This is a genomic window from Orrella daihaiensis (assembly GCF_022811525.1).
Lineage (GTDB): Bacteria > Pseudomonadota > Gammaproteobacteria > Burkholderiales > Burkholderiaceae_B > Algicoccus > Algicoccus daihaiensis.
On record NZ_CP063982.1, the window covers coordinates 1789884 to 1806599 of the forward strand.

The window sequence follows — 16716 nt, forward strand, 5'->3', positions numbered from 1 at the left end:
AAACGAATTCCTACCATCGGCTCTAGCCTGTTCCACCATCGTTTAAATGACAAGCACTGTAATGCCCTGCCTCTAGCTCGCGCAAGACAGGCACTTCCGACTTGCACCGAGGCCCCACCTTCGGACATCGAGGGTGGAAATGACAGCCGCTAGGGGGATTCAAAGGCGAAGGGATCTCACCCTTGATACTGGAAAACCGCTTGTGCCGGTGTGCCAAAGTTGGCACATTCTCGAGCAACGCCTGCGAATACGGGTGATTCGGTCCGGCAAAGATCTTGGCTGCTGGCGCTGACTCAACAACCCGACCGAGGTACATGATCACAACGCGATCTGAGAGATATTTCACAACCCCGAGATCATGGCTAATAAAAAGATAGGTCAAATTCAGTTCTTGACGCAACTGCATGAACAGATTCAATACTTGTGCTTGTATAGAAACATCAAGCGCCGCAACACTTTCATCACAGACCAAAAACTTTGGATTAACGGCTAAGGCCCGAGCGATACCAATTCGCGCGCGTTGGCCACCAGAAAATTGATGTGGATATCTCCTCATGAACACTGGATCGAGGCCCACACGCTGCAAAATAGTGGCCACATAATCGTCAAGCAAGGCCTTTGACGTTATCTGATGAAATAAAGGAGCCTCACCCACGATTTCCCTGACTCGCATGCGCGGATTCAACGAGGCCATCGGATCCTGAAAAATCATCTGGATATCCAAATTGGCGCCCATACGCTGCGTACGAGACAATCCTTGCAAGTCCATGCCCTGATACAGGATCTGCCCTTGCGTTGGCTCATAAATGCCCGCCACCATTCTGCCTAACGTTGATTTCCCACAACCGGACTCACCAACCAGGCCCACCACCTCGCCTTGCTTGATGCCCAAGCTGACGTCGTTAACTGCATGCACGACTTCGGGCTTATTCTTGGCGCCGAGTAAGTTGGCTATCTTGCCAGCAGCATCGACTGGCTTGGTAAACCGCATCGATACTGACTTCATTTCGATAATGGGGGTTTCGTTCATGTCAGTTCGTCTGCAGGTGCAATTTTAATGGGAGCGACACTGGAAACTGGATGAAAGCAACGCGCCTGCCGGTCACCATCAAACAACTGATTAGACGGTGCGTCCTGCCGACAGATCTCGGTCGCATCACGGCATCGCGGCGAGAACGCACAGCCAGGTGGCAGACGGCCAAGCGACGGGGTAGAACCCGGAATTTGATCAAGGGGCTGACCAGCGATGGCGGCCGAAGGCAATGAACCTAGTAAACCACGGGTATATGGATGAATTGGGTCATCTAATACAGCATCAACCAAACCGCTTTCTACAACACGACCGGCATACATCACTGCAACACGATTAGCCAAACCTGCCACCACTGTCAAATCATGCGTAATCCAAATCAGCGACGTACCCGTTTCCGAGCATAGTTGTTGAATCTCTGCCAGAATCTGACTTTGAATAGTCACATCCAATGCTGTGGTCGGTTCATCCGCAATAATGACTGCCGGGTGATTCAACAATGCTGTTGCGATAGCTACACGCTGGCGCATACCACCGGAAAATTGATGAGGATATGCCTTCAATCGCTCCGCTGCGGCCGGGATACCAACCTTTTCCAATGCTTGCCTAGCCCGATCCAGCGCCGCTTTTTTTGAGATCTTCTCGTGCGCCAAAATGGCTTCAGTCATTTGCGTGTCAATTCTCAGAACCGGATTCAATGTCATCATCGGATCCTGGAAAATCATCGCTATTTTTTTTCCGCGAATCGAACGAAGTTCATTGTCATCAAGACCTACTAGCTCTCGCCCCTCAAGTTTGATTGAGCCAGACACCACCCGTCCGGGTGGATCCACCAACCCCATGATCGAGTACCCAGTGACTGACTTGCCAGAGCCAGATTCACCGACCAACCCCAACACTTCGCCACGACCCAAAGACAAAGAAACACCATCGACGGCCTTCACCACGCCTGCTCTGGTAAAAAAATGAGTTGCCAGGTTGTCGATTTCAAGTACTGTATCCATGCCTACTTCTCCAACCTCGGGTTCAGAACATCTCGAACACGATCCCCGACCAGATTGATGGACACAATTGTCAGTAGCAAGGCCAAACCGGGCAAGACACTGATCCAGTAGCGCCCACTTAGCAGGTATTGAAATCCGTTTGCGATGAGCACGCCTAACGAGGGCTCAGTCTGAGGCAGCCCAACACCCAAAAATGAGAGCGTGGCTTCCAAAGAAATAGCATGTGCCGTCTGCACAGTTAAAACAACGATGACCGGTGCCAGGCAGTTGGGAAGGATATGTCGGAACACCACACGAACACGTGACAAACCCAGAGATTTGGCTGCTTCGACGTACTCCTTGTTGCGCTCAACCAGAGCAGTTCCACGCACGGTACGTGCATAGTACGCCCACTGAACCACTACCAAGGCGAAGATGATCTTATCAACGCCTTTACCCAAAGCAGCAACCAAAATCAGAGCAACCAAAATTGTCGGCAACGAAAGCTGTAGGTCCACGATACGCATGATCACGGCATCAATCTTGCCACCTGCATATGCGGCAACTAAGCCCACACACATTCCAAACACAGCCGCCATAAGACCAGACACAACGCCGACCGCAAGGGAAATACGCAACCCATACAAAATGGCGGAATACAGATCGCGCCCAACCCCATCAGTCCCGAGCCATGCCGTAAATCCCGCCATGGTCTGACCGCCAGGTTCGATACGCGAATCGAGCAGATCTACACTGGCAAGATCGTAAGGATTTTGCGGCGTGATCCAGGGAGCCAGTATCGCAGTCACCACAATGAGCAACAAGAGCGCCAAGCCAAACGTAGCAGTTTTATCCTCGAAGAACGAGCGAATAAAACGACGCCATGGACCTTCTTGCTGCACGACTGTCCCTTCCACAGGCGAAGACTGAACTGATGTGTTTATCTGACTCATACGCTTTTCCTCAGCCCTTAGCATCCGTCAGTCGTACTCGGGGGTCAAGCACTGAGTACAACACATCAACAATCAAATTGATGACTACAAACAAAACTACCACCACCATCACATAAGCCACGATCACAGGGCGATCCAGTCTTTGTATGGCTTCCAGTAGCAATTTGCCCATGCCAGGCCACGAAAAAATGGTCTCCGTCACCACCGAGAAGGCAACCAGAGAACCAAACTCCAAGCCAAGCACCGTCACAATTGGAATCAAAATATTTTTGAGAACGTGCAAACCGATGATGCGTGAATCCGATAAACCTTTTGCCCGGGCGAATTTCACATAATCCATCAGCATGGCCTCACGCGTGCCAGCACGTGCCAGTCGGATCATCAAGCTAATTTTTAAGAGAGCCAAGTTCAAAGCTGGCAAGAAAATGTGCTGCCAACCCTGCCATGAAGTCAGGCTTGTTGTGATTCCAAAAATGGTCGTTGTTGGTCCTCGCCCTGATGCAGGAAGCCACCCAAGCATGACTGAAAACAACATAATAAGCATCAGCCCAACCCAAAATGTGGGCAAAGAGAACCCAAGGATTGAGCCAGACATGATGAACCGTGAGCTGCGCCTTTCGGGATACAAACCAGCATACATCCCGAGCGGTAACCCAATGACGATAGCCATCATCAGCGCAACAATTGCTAGCTCCATCGTTGCGCCCATCCGGCTCAAGATCAACTCAATGGCTGGATCACCATGAACAAATGACCGCCCCAGATTGCCTTCAAACAAGCCTTGCAGGAAAAAAATAAACTGCTCACCAATTGGCTTATCCAAGCCAAGCGCTGCCGCCGTTTGATCAATAGCCTGTTGATCCATCTCGGGTGAAATAAGCATCCAAATCGGATCACCTACAACATTCACTCCGAAAAAAACCAACACGACCATCACGGCAATTACCAGGAAAGCCTGTGCAAATCGACGAATCAAGAATGACAACATTTAGACGATGGCGCCCTATGATGTGCGCTCCGGGCGCAAATTGCCTGTTATTTTTTAATAGGTGACAGTAATCAGCAGGAGTTACGTCGATGCCAAGCCGTTGGCATCGACGCTCTGGACATGATTATTTCTTATTGATCCCAGATGGCAAGGTGTACTCATCTGCGCGAGCTTCCACTGTGATGTCACCCTCCGATGCCCACACGTTGCGCTGGAAATGAATTGGAATGATACCGACGTTATTGAAGGCGATTTCAGAAGCTTCAGCCAGAATTTGCGCACGCTTCTTATCATCTACTGTGGCTAATGCCTGAACGATCTTGGCATCAAGCTCCGGGTTAGAGTGCCGACCACGATTGGCAGCTCCAAAACCCTTCGATTTATCAAAGGTTGCCAACAAGGAGCGCAGCGAGCTCGATGTTTCGCCAGTACCTGAGCCCCAACCCGCCAAAATCATCGAGAACTCAGGCTGACCATTTGCACCGGTAGATGCACGAGAAAAGAAGTTGCTCGGCGGCATGGTTTCGATTTCAACGACTAACCCCAGACGCGTGAACATCTGAGCGATCGCCTCCAGAATCTGGGTGTCATTGGTGTAACGACCCGCTGGACCATGCATCTTCATCTTAAAGCCGTCTGGGTAGCCAGCTTGTGCTAGCAAAGCTTTCGCACCCTCAAGGTCATATTTAGTCGGCTGCAGCTTTTGTGAAGTACCGAAGAAATTTTTTGCTAGCATCTGCTCGGCGGGTTCAGCCGCACCATCCATAATCCGGTCGACGATGGCCTGTCGATTAATCGCCATAGACAATGCTTGGCGCACGCGAGGATCCATCAAAGGATTTTTGATGGGCGACCCGTCCTTGGCTGTAATAAATGGGCTGTTTTCCCGGAATTGATCCATGTGCAAATAGATGACACGGTTCGAAAGCGTGTCGCTTACATTGATCTTGGAATCCGCCTTCAATTTGGCAATGTCGGTCGGTGGAACATTGTCAATCACATCCACATCGCCAGACAGCAATGCAGCCACCCGTGTCGGGCCGGATGTCAAATAACGGAAGGTCACTTCGTCCCACTTGGGCTTTGGACCGTCGTAATTTGGATTCAACGTCATGACAGTACGGTCACCTGGCTTGAACTCTTTGAACTGGTAGGGGCCACTACCACCTAGGCACTTGCCAGCGTTGAAATCTTCAGTTGACATGTTTTCAGCGCATTCTTTAGCGACAACTGCCACAACAGATAACATCGTAGGCACAAGCGGCGCTGGTGTTTTTGTTTTGACCCTTAGCGTTTTGTCATCGACCTTTTCAAAGGTCATGCCATTGATGAACTGCGTAAAGCTCGCAGGTGACCTGGGTACATTGGGCACGCGATTCATCGTTGCGATGACATCATCCACAGTGACAGTGTCACCATTGGCAAACTTTGCCCCCTCGCGCAGTTTGAACTCCCAAGTCGTGTCATCCACCGGCTTCCAACTCGCAGCAAGACCTGGACGCAATTCCTGGCTTGGGCCTTGACTCACTAGCGGCTCATAAACTTGACGAACTAACGAGTTATTTGGACCTAGGTTGTGATAGTGCGGATCAATTGAGCTCGGTTCAGACGAAATACCAATGGTCAAAGACTCAGCACTAGCCACTGTTGCTCCGAGCAACATGGCAGAGATGACCGAAGCCGACAAAACACTACGCAGAGGCGTTGACATAGTTGAAATTCTCCGTTCGATAACTATAAAGTCGGGTTTGTGATTCGCCGTGTGGATCATGGATTTAAAAAAAGTCTGACGAACCAAAACCTGCTTTGGAAACTGTAGGCGATTTTTTCAGTTGGCGCAAGCTTTAAAAATCAGTAGTTACCCTTGGGCTCGTTCAAACCAACGATCGACAAGTTTGACCCAATACGTGGCACCGAGAGGCAATAATTCATCGTTAAAGTCGTACGAGCCGTTATGCAACATGCATGGCCCAAGACCATGGCCGTGCTCGCGGTGCTCACCCATGCCGTTACCAATCCAAACATAGCAGCCTGGAACCTCCTGCAACATGAAAGAAAAGTCCTCGGCACCCATAGTCGGCGTCACGCGAGGATCGACATTGTCGGGACCCACAATGTCTCTCATCACGTCAACACAAATTTCAGTTTCATGTTCACTATTGACGGTTGGGGGATAGTTTCGGGTAAACGCTAGCTCTCCCTCGCAACCCATTGCCTTAGAAACAGACGATACGATTTCACCCATTCTTTGTTGAATCAGATCCAAGGTTTCGGTCGTAAAAGTACGAACCGTACCCATAATTTTTGATTCACCTGGAATCACGTTCATCGCGCTGCCCGCATGAATTTGAGTGATACTCAAAACCGCGGCATCAAGCGGGTGTCGATTACGTGTAACGATTGTCTGCAGGGCCTGGGCGATTTGAACTGTCGCCATGATCGGATCATGACCAAGTTGCGGCATGCCAGCATGCGCGCCCTTACCGTTGACGGTGATGGTAAAGATGTTGCTTGATGCCATGATCGGTCCTGGCGTGACACCAAACTCACCGACGGCCATGCCTGGCCAGTTGTGCATACCAAACACGGCCTTCATCGGGAATTTTTTAAATAACCCGTCTTCAATCATTCGACGAGCACCGCCGTTGCCCCCCTCTTCGGCCGGCTGAAAAATCAAATAAACAGTGCCTGCAAAGTCACGATGTTGCGCCAGGTAACGGGCCGCATTCAAAAGCATCGCGGTATGACCATCATGACCACAACCATGCATCTTGCCGTCATATTTACTAGCATGTGCGAACTGATTGACCTCCTGCATCGGTAGGGCATCCATATCGGCTCTTAACCCTATCGCAGGGCCATCAGCCTTACCCTTCAAAATCCCTACCACGCCGGTTCCACCTAAACCTCTGTCAATTGGAATGCCTAACTCGGTTAGTATCGCAGCCACCTGATCGCTAGTGCGCTTTTCTTCGAAGGCCAATTCCGGATGAGCATGCAGGTCTCGACGTATCGTTTTGATTTCTTCTTGCCAGTGCAGGAAAGGTTCAAGCAATTTCATAGCAAACATTCTCGACAATAAACACATTTCGATCTTAATACCTAAAACCACATTAGCCAACCAATACCAGAGCCTGCAGCAATGACAATTTTTTTTGCAGCAACCCGTTGCAAACTCGCATAAAACAGCGACGAGAACCGTGATGCGTATCGCAGATCCAGGAACCGAAACTGGCGGTCTTTCAAAGCGACTTATCAATATTGCGCCGCACACATATTCCTTGGATCAATAGCTCAGCTAAACTGAAGAGAATCTTCAGTCTTTGCCACGGTAAACCAATGACCCAAAAGGCTTCAGTAGCTGAGCCGGATTACGCGAGAGTCGCAAGCGACGCAGTCGATACACTGCTGTCACTAAACGCGGTGCTTGTTTGGCGTGATCGACCATTTGTCTACACCACAGGCTGGGCAAGTCCAGTCTACGTCGATTGCCGTAAGCTCATGTCTGAACCTAAACGCCGGCAACTCCTCATGGATCATGCGGCAAACATGATCCATGACCGCTTAAACGGCAAGATCGATGTCATTGCAGGGATCGAAACCGCTGGTATTCCATTTGCCAGTTGGCTTGCCGATCGACTGTCTCTACCAATGGTTTACGTCAGAAAAAAAGCGGTTGGCTGGGGACTGAATGCACAGATTGAGGGAGACCTACCACCCAAAGCTCGTTGCCTTGTCGTTGACGATCTGACCACAGATGGTCTCTCAAAAATCGGTACGGCAAACGCTTTACGGCGTGCCGGTGCAACTGTCAGCGATGTATTTGTCGTTTTTAATTACGATATTTATCCGCAAAGCCGTCAAGCTTTTAAGGAACAAGGCATCACGTTACATGCATTGGCTACATGGGCGGACGTGTTCTCACAGACCAAAGCGCGCAGCTACTTCTCACCTGAGCAGGCCAAGGTCATCAAGCAATTTCTAGCTGATCCAATCGCTTGGTCTGCTCGACACGGTGGCGCTGACAGCCTACCGGCCTTTGCAAGGTCAGTGCCATGACGGCTACACCAAAAACTCTAGACGATCGTTGGTCCGTGCTTGCCAATGATCTGTTTGCTCAGATTCGCTCCATCTCCACGCTTGGCATAGGAGTAACGCGGCCTAGCTATGGGGAGAATGAAACGCAGGCCATGAAAGTCATTGAAGGGGTCGCCCTAGAACACGGACTCCATTGCCAGTGGGATGACGCAAGCAACCTTTGGATTTCCCTGACGCAAGCGAATGCTGGTCCCGCTGTCGTGATCGGATCACACATGGACTCGGTGCCCGAGGGCGGCAACTATGACGGATTAGCCGGCGTTCTTGCCGGACTGTTAGTGCTTTTGCAGTTTAAGGCTGAAGGCGTGTGGCCTGCACACCCGGTCAAAGTGTTGGCATTGCGGGGGGAGGAAAGCGCTTGGTTTGGCAAAGCCTATGTAGGCTCACTCGCGCTCACCGGCCAACTCTCTTGTGCGGACCTTCAGCTCAAGCACCGGGAAACAGGACAAACATTACAAGAAGCCATGCAAAATCTGAATATCCCGATACAGAAGGTGCAAGGCGGTCAGCCGCTCGTGGATTTGCAATCAATCAGCGCTTATCTGGAACTTCATATTGAGCAGGGGCCAGCCATGGTTGCACGCCATTGGCCAGTCAGCCCGGTAACCGGAATCCGTGGAAACATCAGACACAACCGAATTCGATGCCTCGGCGAAACGGGGCACTCAGGCGCAGTCCCTCGGTGGTTGCGTAAAGATGCCGTTCTTGCCGTAGCTGAGCTTCTATCTCGGCTCGATGAGCACTGGCGGGTTCTGCAGCAAATGGGCTTGGATTTGGTGATGACCTGCGGAATCCTAAGCACAAACGCCCGCAGTCATGCTGTATCAGTCATTCCTGGTGAAGTCGAATTCAGCTTTGAAGTTCGCAGCCAAAACGCGGAGACACTGGAACAGTTCTACCAATTGATGCGCAATGAGTGCGAACAGATTGCTCAGGGACGCGGCGTGCGGTTTGAATTTGACCGCAAATTGTTCACCCGCCCAGCGGTCATGGATCCCGTTTGGATCAACAAACTTTTACAAGCTTGTATAGCCCAGGGCATAGATACTGAGACCATGCCAAGTGGCGCCGGTCATGATGCTGCTGTTTTTGCTAATCTCGGTATCCCAAGTGGCATGCTATTTATCCGAAATGACCGCGGTTCCCACAACCCGAACGAAGCGATGGAAATTGAGGACTTCATGCTGGGTGTTAATGTACTGAAGTCAGCTTTGTTGTGAACGCGAACATCGCAACCAGACTTTAGCTTGATTCCGATATACAAGTAGCGAAGCTACAACCCCAATTCATATACTTATTCGCAGGGGATCAGTAACTTTTTCTGCTAGCGACATCTTGCTAGCACCGATTACCGATAAAGCTTTCGCCATAAAAAAGCAGCCACGGGCTGCTTTTTTAATTTTGGCTCCCCAACGTGGGCTCGAACCGGGGACCTACGGATTAACAGCGTAGGATAAATGTAGAAAGTTTTTGTATTTCATTAGGTTATGTATGAAAGATCTGGTCGTGTAAAAAACCGTGCAATGACAGATACCGAATCCTCTGTACATCGAATTCGCTTGAAATTTCATTTATCGGGTGTACAATAATTTCAATGCGGATTGAGTATGACCCTGAAAAGCGCAACACTACCTTGAAGGAGCGTGGTTTGGATTTCGCACGAGCCACTGAGGTATTTCAGGGAGTACATTTCACTGCTCAAGATATCAGATTCCAATACCAAGAAGATCGATTCATAACCGCAGGATGGTTGGATGCTCGATTGGTGGTTTTGGTATGGACACCTCGCGGCGAGGCCCGTCGCATCATCAGCATGAGGAAAGGAAATGACCGCGAAAAAGCGCTCTACGCCCGCCACTTGGAAAGATCCTGACGACGCACCAGAACTAACAGAAGACTTTTTCAAGAATGCCGACTTATACGAAGGCACCAAACTTAAAAGTAAAACGCGAGGCAGACCGAAGTCTGCTTCGCCCAAAGAGCCGGTAAAACTGCGATTGGACGCTGATGTGCTTGCTGCCCTGCGTGCCAGTGGCGAAGGCTGGCAGACACGAATCAATGATGCCTTGCGTGCATCTTTAAAGTTAGCCGGACAACTTTAGAGTCAAACGCTTGAAATTCAACGCGGGCGAAAAAATAGCCGTCTTTCTCGCAAAAGATGGCTATTTTTTGGATTGCTTGGCTCCCCAACCTGGGCTCGAACCAGGGACCTACGGATTAACAGTCCGGCGCTCTACCGACTGAGCTATTGGGGACCGGAGAAGCGAAGATATTAGCACTGAAACCGAGTGCTTTGCAAATCGACGAGACCTCCCTGTACCGACGCCCGATTCCTCAATTAGACCCACGCGTCGTTGGGGCAATCTTTTTTCAATCTGCTAGAATTCGGGCTACGCCGATGTAGCTCAGTTGGTAGAGCAGCGCATTCGTAATGCGAAGGTCGGAGGTTCGACTCCTCTCATCGGCACCAATCAGCTTTGGTACAGCCTCAAGCCCATCTCGAAATTTTCCCTCATCCGGTATAACCGTCGATCTTGACGCGAGCGATCTTTAGCTTCAATCTAGACCCAACGATAAGACAGTGCCGCAAATCAACAACGCAATAGTCATTTTTTGCGCTCGGCTATTTCGCACTCAGCCTTGCTCATAAAAGACACGCTCGTTGACGCCGTTGGGAGCAAAACAATGAAAATCGCTGTAATGGGTACGGGTTTGATTGGACAAGCATGGGCTATTGTGTTCGCGCGCGCAGGGTTGCCAGTCAAATTATGGGACGGCAATAACGAAGCGCTACAGAATGCGACTGCGATTATCGCAAAGCAACTGCAAGAACTTCAGACGCAGGGATTGGTCAATCATGCCGCGGATGCGTTGTCGAATATAAAAATCGCATCTACGCTGGAACAAGCGCTTGAGGGGGTGGATTATGTTCAAGAAAACCTTCCCGAAGATGCTGCCATCAAGCGTACTTTTTATGCTCTCATCGACACCATGGCGGCTCCAGAAACCATCCTGGCCAGCTCTACATCAAGTATTCCAGCTTCGGTCTTTACCGAATCTCTAGCAGGAAGGCACCGTTGTCTTGTGGCGCACCCGGTCAACCCGCCATACCTAGTCCCTGTTGTGGAACTATGCGTTTCTCCCTGGACGAGCCCCAATGTACTGGAGCGCACAAAGAGCTTAATGAACCTGGTCAACCAAAAACCCATCACGGTGAATCGCGAAGTCGAGGGATTTGTGCTGAACCGGCTTCAGGGTGCTTTACTGAGAGAAGCATTTCGCCTAGTTGAAAACGGTGTAGTCAGCGTGCAAGACTTAGACACGACGGTCAAAGATGGACTGGGCTTGCGGTGGTCATTTATGGGGCCATTTGAAACCATTGACTTGAACGCACCCAACGGTCTGAAAGATTACTGCGAACGATATGGTCCGATGTATCAAAGCATTGCTGCCGAACAAAGCCACACTGAACCATGGAGCGATGATCTGATTAACGAGGCTGAGAAGCAACGGCGCCAACAACTGCCACACAATCAGCTGCTTAATCGCAGGCTTTGGCGTGATGAACGACTGATGGCCTTGATCAAGCACAAGCTTGAACATGAAGAATCAAATAAATAAATTCAATTGAACCACTCGGAATAAATACACATGGCAAGCAAACGAAAAGTCATTGTCACTTGTGCTGTCACTGGTGCAATACACACCCCATCCATGTCCAAAGCATTGCCAGTCAGTGCGGATCAAATTGCCGATGCAGCGATTGAGGCTGCTGAAGCTGGCGCTGCGATTTTGCACTTACATGCCAGGGACCCCATCAACGGCAAGCCATCGCAGGATCCAGAACTATTTCGACCGTTTCTCGAGAAAATAAAGGCAAACACTAACGCCGTTATAAACATCACAACTGGCGGCAGCCCACACATGACGGTAGAAGAACGAATGCGCCCGGCCATGACATTCAAGCCTGAAATAGCATCGCTGAACATGGGATCCATGAATTTTGGGTTATTTCCAATGCTTGACCGATTCACGGCGTTCGAACATGAGTGGGAGCGCGAACATTTGGAAAAAAGTCGTGACCTGGTTTTTAAGAACACCTACAAAGACATTGAAACGATATTACGCATAGGCTCGGACAACGGCACACGTTTTGAATTTGAGTGTTATGACATCAGCCACTTGTACAACCTGGCTCATTTTATGGACAAAGGTCTAGTGGCTGGACCAGCATTCGTGCAGTCGGTATTCGGTATCCTCGGCGGTATCGGGCCTAACCCGGAGGACCTCATGCACATGCGTCGCACGGCTGACCGTTTGTTCGGCAACAACTACCAATGGTCAATATTGGGCGCCGGCCGTAATCAAATACCGCTGGCCACAATGGGTGCCGCGATGGGCTCTAATGTTCGGGTCGGCCTAGAGGATTCTCTCTGGATTGAGCAAGGAAAAATGGCTTCATCCAATGCCGAGCAGGTCTCGCGCATTCGCATCATTCTAGAGGCACTTAACTTGGAGATTGCAACACCTGACCAAGCGAGGCAGATATTAGGACTCAAGGGCCATGATCAGGTAAGTTTTTGAGGGCCTGCTGTTTGGCTAAGTGACAGCGCTTGATACCCTAAACGTCTTCATCAGATTTTCATCGACAAAAAGTGGAATGACAAAGACTTCCCATGCATATCCAGGTTCAACGAGTCGTTTACGCCACCATCAAGCACATCATCCATTACAAAATTCATCGCATGAAGCTTGGGTAACAAATAACGCTTTACCGCACTCGGACGTCGACTTGCAAAATGTGCAGCCACTCGCTCTTCAGTCAGTGCCTCCACGAGTTTGGGATAATCGGCAGGCTCAAATGCGATGACGCTAATATTGATTCGATTGCCCTTGTCGCCTGTTCGGGCGTGGGCTAACTCATAGAGTGTTACATCAGACATCATTAGCCCCCTATAGAAACTCGAATGTTGCTGGCAAGTACTCACGCTTGAGCAAGCAAGAGGTTGTGGACAACCTTTGTCGCTTGTTCACCCGAACACCACCCCCGGCTGCTGGACCACAAGTCCAGAGTGCGGTTACTTCACGCAAAAGTGCCTCGATTGGCTCAAGCTCAAGATGTTGGGCAGCTACTCTGGCACGCACGTCGGTTGGTTCACCGATAGCAATCGAATCAAGCATACGATTCGCGTCGTCATTAAAAACACTGCATACCCCAATCAAATCGCAGCGCAACTCTAGGCCATGCAACATACCCAACCGCTTTTTTAATGTCTGCAACGCCAACTCAGCTCGAGCACGAGCATTCGGGCCTGCATATGAAATTTCTCCCTCACCTAGCCAACCCCCGTCAAAAAACACATTCGCTTTGAGAGTGTCGGTTCGGGGGTGCCCCTTGACACCAGAAAGCCTGACAACGTTAGGCTCTAATTCAGCCACTTCGGCGTCCGAAATGTCGGCCACTACGTCCGGGGTGATGTAAGCGCTCGGATCATGGACCTCGTAAAGCAGTTGCTCCTTGACAGTTCGGACATCAACCAACCCGCCTGAATTATCAGCCTTGCTGATTAAACAGGTGCCATCAGCAAAGATCTCCGCAATCGGAAACCCAATGTTTTCCATTCCAGACACATTTTTTTTACCAGGATCCGCAAAATAGCCACCCGTTACCTGTGCCCCGCACTCCAGCAAGTGCCCGGCCATGCTCGCCCCAGCCAATAAATCCCAATCATCAATAGACCAACCATAATGAGCGATGACTGGCCCAAGCGTCAAAGACGGGTCAGAAACTCTACCGGTCACCACAATCTGTGCGCCTGCCGCAATGGCCGCTGCGATCTCATGCGCCCCTTGATAGGCGTTGGCACATACAAATCGTGCTTGATCAAACTGCTCACCGAGGTGCTGCGCAATCAGTTCTTTACCATGCCCATCGGACAAATCGTCACCACTAACAATTGCAACTTTGGGGCGTGGCAATCCTAGTTCCTGCGCCATCTCCAAGATCCGTTGGCCTGCGGCAGTTGGATTTGCGGCTCCAAAATTTCCAACGATGGTAATTCCGTTAGCCAAACAATCAGCCAATATCGGGCGCAATTCGAGTTCCATCAAGGGCTCGTAGCCCATTTTTGAATTGTTGCGTTTGCTCAGTTGCTGCTGCGCAAGCGTGCGTTCACCCAGGTTTTCAAAAATAAGCGCTGCAGGGCCTGACCTGCGAATCAGGGTTTTGACAACAGGCAAAGCGGCGTCGGTACGATCGCCAGAAAACCCTGCCCCGCAACCTACTAATATGGTGTCTCTCATAAGTATCGTTTGATTATTTTTCGTACTGCAAGGCTACCGCAGAGCCCCGCAGCTCGCAATTCAGATTTAAGCAATACATAAGTTAGAACCGTTTGAACCAAGTGCCATTTCTGATCAGCCAGGCTATTGGGTGCGTTTATTCAGAATCGCTTTGGCCACCCTGGAATTTGTCGGGCGACCTAGCTTTTCGCTAATGTAAACACCGACATCGACAAGCGCATCCAGGTCAACACCAGTATCAAAACCCATGCCATGCAACATGAAGATGAGGTCTTCACTGGCAACATTACCCGTCGCTCCCTTGGCGTAAGGACATCCTCCCAGCCCAGCCACTGAGGACTGAAAGTTCCAAATACCAAGTTCCATCGAGGCCAAAGTATTGGCAAGCGCTTGTCCATACGTGTCATGAAAATGCCCCGATATGTCGTCTGTCGCGAAATGCTCAAGGGTCGCTTCAATGGCCCGTTGAACTTTCAGCGGAGTTCCGACACCGATGGTATCTGCGACGTCCACACGCTGCACGCCAATCTGCTTCAGGAGTCCAGCCAAATAACCCACCTGCTTAGGAGAAACATCGCCCTCATACGGGCATCCAACTGTACAGCTCATCGCACCCCGAACCGATATGCCCGCAGCCAACGCCGCCTGGACCACCGGCTCAAATCGCTCAACGCTGTGCGCAATGCTGCAATTGATATTTTTCTGACTAAAGGCTTCGCTAGCAGCCCCGAACACGACAATTTCATCCGGACGATCCAGTATGGCCGCCTCGAAGCCCTTCATATTAGGCACAAGCACAGAGTATTTAACGTTCTTATCTCGCCTCAGTCCGCTCATTACCTCATGATTATCAGCCATCTGAGGTATCCATTTCGGCGACACGTAGCTTGTCACTTCGATTTCCTGCAAACCAACAGCAGCCAACTTTTGCACCAGCTCAATTTTGACTGCTGCGCTCACTAGTTGCGGTTCGTTCTGAAGCCCGTCGCGTGCTGAAACATCTAGCACTCTGACTTTGTGCGGCATGCTTTGCTTACTCAAATCCTCTCCTCATCAGGGAAAACAAATTGGACTGAGGCACCGACCTAAGCCGTGGCTCGACTTAAGGTAAACCCTTTTTGAGGGAGCTGGTAAGACACCACGGCTGCTGCCACGAGCAACGCGCCCGACGCACCAAACGCCACCCAATGCGTACCGAAGGTGTCATATCCCCAGCCACCTAACCATGAGCTAATGGTAGCGCCGATCTGATGCGACAAATAGGCCCAGCCATATAAAACACCGACCAGACGCACACCATAGACATCAGCCAAAATCGCGGAGGAAAGCGCAATGCTTCCCGCCCAAACAATCCCGCCAATCGATGAAGTCAAAAAAAGCTCCCATTGCGTACCAACGACAAGCAGCGCAAAAAAACCAATCCCGCGCACAAGGTATATGACGGCAAGCATACTTTTACGCGGCAATGCATCTGACAAGCGACCAAGCACGAGCGTACTGAAAATAGCCACTACACCAATTAACCCAATCCCCATAGAACTAACCATTGGGTCAAAGCCATGATCCATCAACATGGGCATTCCATGCGTACCCAACAGATTCATACTAAACCCACATGCGAACAGTCCAATGCAAATCTGCCAGAACGGTAAAGTAGACACGGCCTGAGCGAAAGTCAGATCGGGCATAGCCGGTGAGTTTTGAGGTTTGGAACTAGCAACCGTTGCAGTGCCGTCTAATGAGTCGGTGTGCTCTGGCGCGTTTTCGCGTACAACCCAAATTGCCACAGGCACCGTTACAACGGCGAACAAAAGTGCAAACCAGATTAGTGTCGACTGCCAACTGATGGTCGCTACAGAGAAAGTAAACACCGGCGTCATGATGGCGATGCCGGCCATCGACCCTGTCGACAAGAAGAACAATGCCATGCCACGCTGACGGGTAAACCACTTCGCAATAACCGGCGTCAAGGCAATCGGGCTAGTGAAACCCAAACCTATCGACAACAAAACACCAAAGGACATCATTAGAGCCCACGAAGTCGTTGCATTCACCGTCCAAATTGACGCTGACAGAACAATCAACACCCCGAGCAACAGAACTGGCCGTGTACCCCAGCGACCCACGAGATAACCAGCTACGGGCATGGCGATGCCGTAAAACAACATACCAACCGCAATGATGGTCGACAGCAAACTCCGACTGAGCCCCAGATCTTGCACCATTGGCAGAAAAAACGGGCCAATCCCCAATCTCATACCGACAGTTAGCAGCGTCACAACTGTGGCACCCGCGACAATGTTCCAGCCGTAGTACCAACGGGGTCGAGAATGGTGTCGCATTGATTTGCTCAATAAGAGT

Annotated in this window: 16 protein-coding genes and 2 tRNA genes; 7 read left to right on the plus strand and 11 right to left on the minus strand. The window is 50.5% G+C overall.

Going from position 1 to position 16716, the window contains the following annotated elements:
- Positions 1–22: 22 nt before the first annotated feature.
- The 6 genes from DHf2319_RS08265 to DHf2319_RS08290 all read right to left on the minus strand — a co-directional run bounded on the left by DHf2319_RS08265 (position 23) and on the right by DHf2319_RS08290 (position 7015).
- On the minus strand, positions 23–1030 hold the full coding sequence (locus DHf2319_RS08265; protein ID WP_243477748.1) for an ABC transporter ATP-binding protein: 1008 nt from the start codon (positions 1028–1030) through the stop codon (positions 23–25).
- Positions 1027–2034, minus strand: a complete 1008-nt coding sequence (locus DHf2319_RS08270; protein ID WP_243477749.1) for an ABC transporter ATP-binding protein — start codon at positions 2032–2034, stop codon at positions 1027–1029. The genes DHf2319_RS08265 and DHf2319_RS08270 overlap by 4 nt, the downstream gene beginning before the upstream one ends.
- 2 nt (positions 2035–2036) lie before the next feature.
- On the minus strand, positions 2037–2966 hold the full coding sequence (locus DHf2319_RS08275; protein WP_243477750.1) for an ABC transporter permease: 930 nt from the start codon (positions 2964–2966) through the stop codon (positions 2037–2039).
- 10 nt (positions 2967–2976) lie between these two features.
- Positions 2977–3954, minus strand: coding sequence for an ABC transporter permease (locus DHf2319_RS08280; protein WP_243477751.1), 978 nt, complete (start codon positions 3952–3954; stop codon positions 2977–2979).
- 124 nt (positions 3955–4078) lie between these two features.
- Positions 4079–5665, minus strand: a complete 1587-nt coding sequence (locus DHf2319_RS08285; protein WP_243477752.1) for an ABC transporter substrate-binding protein — start codon at positions 5663–5665, stop codon at positions 4079–4081.
- Between the two features lie 147 nt (positions 5666–5812).
- On the minus strand, positions 5813–7015 hold the full coding sequence (locus tag DHf2319_RS08290) for a M20 aminoacylase family protein (RefSeq protein ID WP_243477753.1): 1203 nt from the start codon (positions 7013–7015) through the stop codon (positions 5813–5815).
- Between the two features lie 278 nt (positions 7016–7293).
- Here DHf2319_RS08290 and DHf2319_RS08295 point away from each other — a divergent pair, with 278 nt between their 5' ends.
- From DHf2319_RS08295 to DHf2319_RS08310, 4 genes are all read left to right on the plus strand, one after another.
- On the plus strand, positions 7294–8013 hold the full coding sequence (locus DHf2319_RS08295; RefSeq protein ID WP_243477754.1) for an orotate phosphoribosyltransferase: 720 nt from the start codon (positions 7294–7296) through the stop codon (positions 8011–8013).
- On the plus strand, positions 8010–9272 hold the full coding sequence (locus DHf2319_RS08300; protein WP_243477755.1) for a hydantoinase/carbamoylase family amidase: 1263 nt from the start codon (positions 8010–8012) through the stop codon (positions 9270–9272). Before DHf2319_RS08295 ends, DHf2319_RS08300 begins: the two co-directional genes overlap by 4 nt.
- A 374-nt stretch (positions 9273–9646) precedes the next feature.
- A complete protein-coding gene (locus tag DHf2319_RS08305; protein ID WP_243477756.1) occupies positions 9647–9925 on the plus strand; it encodes a BrnT family toxin in 279 nt (92 codons plus the stop codon).
- Complete coding sequence (locus DHf2319_RS08310) at positions 9879–10154, plus strand: BrnA antitoxin family protein (RefSeq protein ID WP_243477757.1); 276 nt, start codon at positions 9879–9881, stop codon at positions 10152–10154. Before DHf2319_RS08305 ends, DHf2319_RS08310 begins: the two co-directional genes overlap by 47 nt.
- A 77-nt stretch (positions 10155–10231) precedes the next feature.
- Here DHf2319_RS08310 and DHf2319_RS08315 read toward each other — a convergent pair.
- Positions 10232–10307: transfer RNA gene (locus DHf2319_RS08315), tRNA-Asn, on the minus strand.
- A 139-nt stretch (positions 10308–10446) separates the two neighbouring features.
- On the opposite strand from DHf2319_RS08315, the gene DHf2319_RS08320 reads away from it, so the two are divergent.
- From DHf2319_RS08320 to kce, 3 genes are all read left to right on the plus strand, one after another.
- Positions 10447–10522, plus strand: a tRNA-Thr gene (locus DHf2319_RS08320).
- A 215-nt stretch (positions 10523–10737) separates the two neighbouring features.
- A complete protein-coding gene (locus DHf2319_RS08325; RefSeq protein WP_243477758.1) occupies positions 10738–11673 on the plus strand; it encodes a 3-hydroxyacyl-CoA dehydrogenase in 936 nt (311 codons plus the stop codon).
- Between the two features lie 30 nt (positions 11674–11703).
- On the plus strand, positions 11704–12636 hold the full coding sequence (gene kce, locus DHf2319_RS08330; RefSeq protein ID WP_243477759.1) for a 3,5-dioxohexanoate:acetyl-CoA acetone transferase: 933 nt from the start codon (positions 11704–11706) through the stop codon (positions 12634–12636).
- Positions 12637–12686: 50 nt separating this feature from the next.
- Here the strand turns inward: kce and DHf2319_RS08335 are convergent, their stop codons facing one another.
- The 4 genes from DHf2319_RS08335 to DHf2319_RS08350 all read right to left on the minus strand — a co-directional run bounded on the left by DHf2319_RS08335 (position 12687) and on the right by DHf2319_RS08350 (position 16697).
- Complete coding sequence (locus DHf2319_RS08335) at positions 12687–12998, minus strand: AtuA-related protein (protein ID WP_369810170.1); 312 nt, start codon at positions 12996–12998, stop codon at positions 12687–12689.
- Positions 12999–13005: 7 nt separating this feature from the next.
- Positions 13006–14355: an acyclic terpene utilization AtuA family protein gene (locus tag DHf2319_RS08340; protein ID WP_243477760.1), complete on the minus strand. Its 1350-nt coding sequence runs from the start codon at positions 14353–14355 to the stop codon at positions 13006–13008.
- 123 nt (positions 14356–14478) lie between these two features.
- Positions 14479–15381 (minus strand): hydroxymethylglutaryl-CoA lyase, encoded by a 903-nt coding sequence (locus DHf2319_RS08345; protein WP_243480065.1) that lies wholly within the window; start codon positions 15379–15381, stop codon positions 14479–14481.
- 59 nt (positions 15382–15440) lie between these two features.
- A complete protein-coding gene (locus tag DHf2319_RS08350; protein WP_243477761.1) occupies positions 15441–16697 on the minus strand; it encodes an MFS transporter in 1257 nt (418 codons plus the stop codon).
- Between the last annotated feature and the right edge of the window lie 19 nt (positions 16698–16716).

Excerpts from the sequence above, each read along its gene's own strand:
- DHf2319_RS08265 (WP_243477748.1), bottom strand. The coding sequence starts at position 1,030 with ATGAACGAAACCCCCATTATCGAAATGAAGTCAGTATCGATGCGGTTT.
- DHf2319_RS08270 (WP_243477749.1), bottom strand. The coding sequence starts at position 2,034 with ATGGATACAGTACTTGAAATCGACAACCTGGCAACTCATTTTTTTACC.
- DHf2319_RS08275 (WP_243477750.1), bottom strand. The coding sequence starts at position 2,966 with ATGAGTCAGATAAACACATCAGTTCAGTCTTCGCCTGTGGAAGGGACA.
- DHf2319_RS08280 (WP_243477751.1), bottom strand. The coding sequence starts at position 3,954 with ATGTTGTCATTCTTGATTCGTCGATTTGCACAGGCTTTCCTGGTAATT.
- DHf2319_RS08285 (WP_243477752.1), bottom strand. The coding sequence starts at position 5,665 with ATGTCAACGCCTCTGCGTAGTGTTTTGTCGGCTTCGGTCATCTCTGCC.
- DHf2319_RS08290 (WP_243477753.1), bottom strand. The coding sequence starts at position 7,015 with ATGAAATTGCTTGAACCTTTCCTGCACTGGCAAGAAGAAATCAAAACG.
- DHf2319_RS08295 (WP_243477754.1), top strand. The coding sequence starts at position 7,294 with ATGACCCAAAAGGCTTCAGTAGCTGAGCCGGATTACGCGAGAGTCGCA.
- DHf2319_RS08300 (WP_243477755.1), top strand. The coding sequence starts at position 8,010 with ATGACGGCTACACCAAAAACTCTAGACGATCGTTGGTCCGTGCTTGCC.
- DHf2319_RS08305 (WP_243477756.1), top strand. The coding sequence starts at position 9,647 with ATGCGGATTGAGTATGACCCTGAAAAGCGCAACACTACCTTGAAGGAG.
- DHf2319_RS08310 (WP_243477757.1), top strand. The coding sequence starts at position 9,879 with ATGACCGCGAAAAAGCGCTCTACGCCCGCCACTTGGAAAGATCCTGAC.
- DHf2319_RS08325 (WP_243477758.1), top strand. The coding sequence starts at position 10,738 with ATGAAAATCGCTGTAATGGGTACGGGTTTGATTGGACAAGCATGGGCT.
- kce (WP_243477759.1), top strand. The coding sequence starts at position 11,704 with ATGGCAAGCAAACGAAAAGTCATTGTCACTTGTGCTGTCACTGGTGCA.
- DHf2319_RS08335 (WP_369810170.1), bottom strand. The coding sequence starts at position 12,998 with ATGATGTCTGATGTAACACTCTATGAGTTAGCCCACGCCCGAACAGGC.
- DHf2319_RS08340 (WP_243477760.1), bottom strand. The coding sequence starts at position 14,355 with ATGAGAGACACCATATTAGTAGGTTGCGGGGCAGGGTTTTCTGGCGAT.
- DHf2319_RS08345 (WP_243480065.1), bottom strand. The coding sequence starts at position 15,381 with ATGCCGCACAAAGTCAGAGTGCTAGATGTTTCAGCACGCGACGGGCTT.
- DHf2319_RS08350 (WP_243477761.1), bottom strand. The coding sequence starts at position 16,697 with ATGCGACACCATTCTCGACCCCGTTGGTACTACGGCTGGAACATTGTC.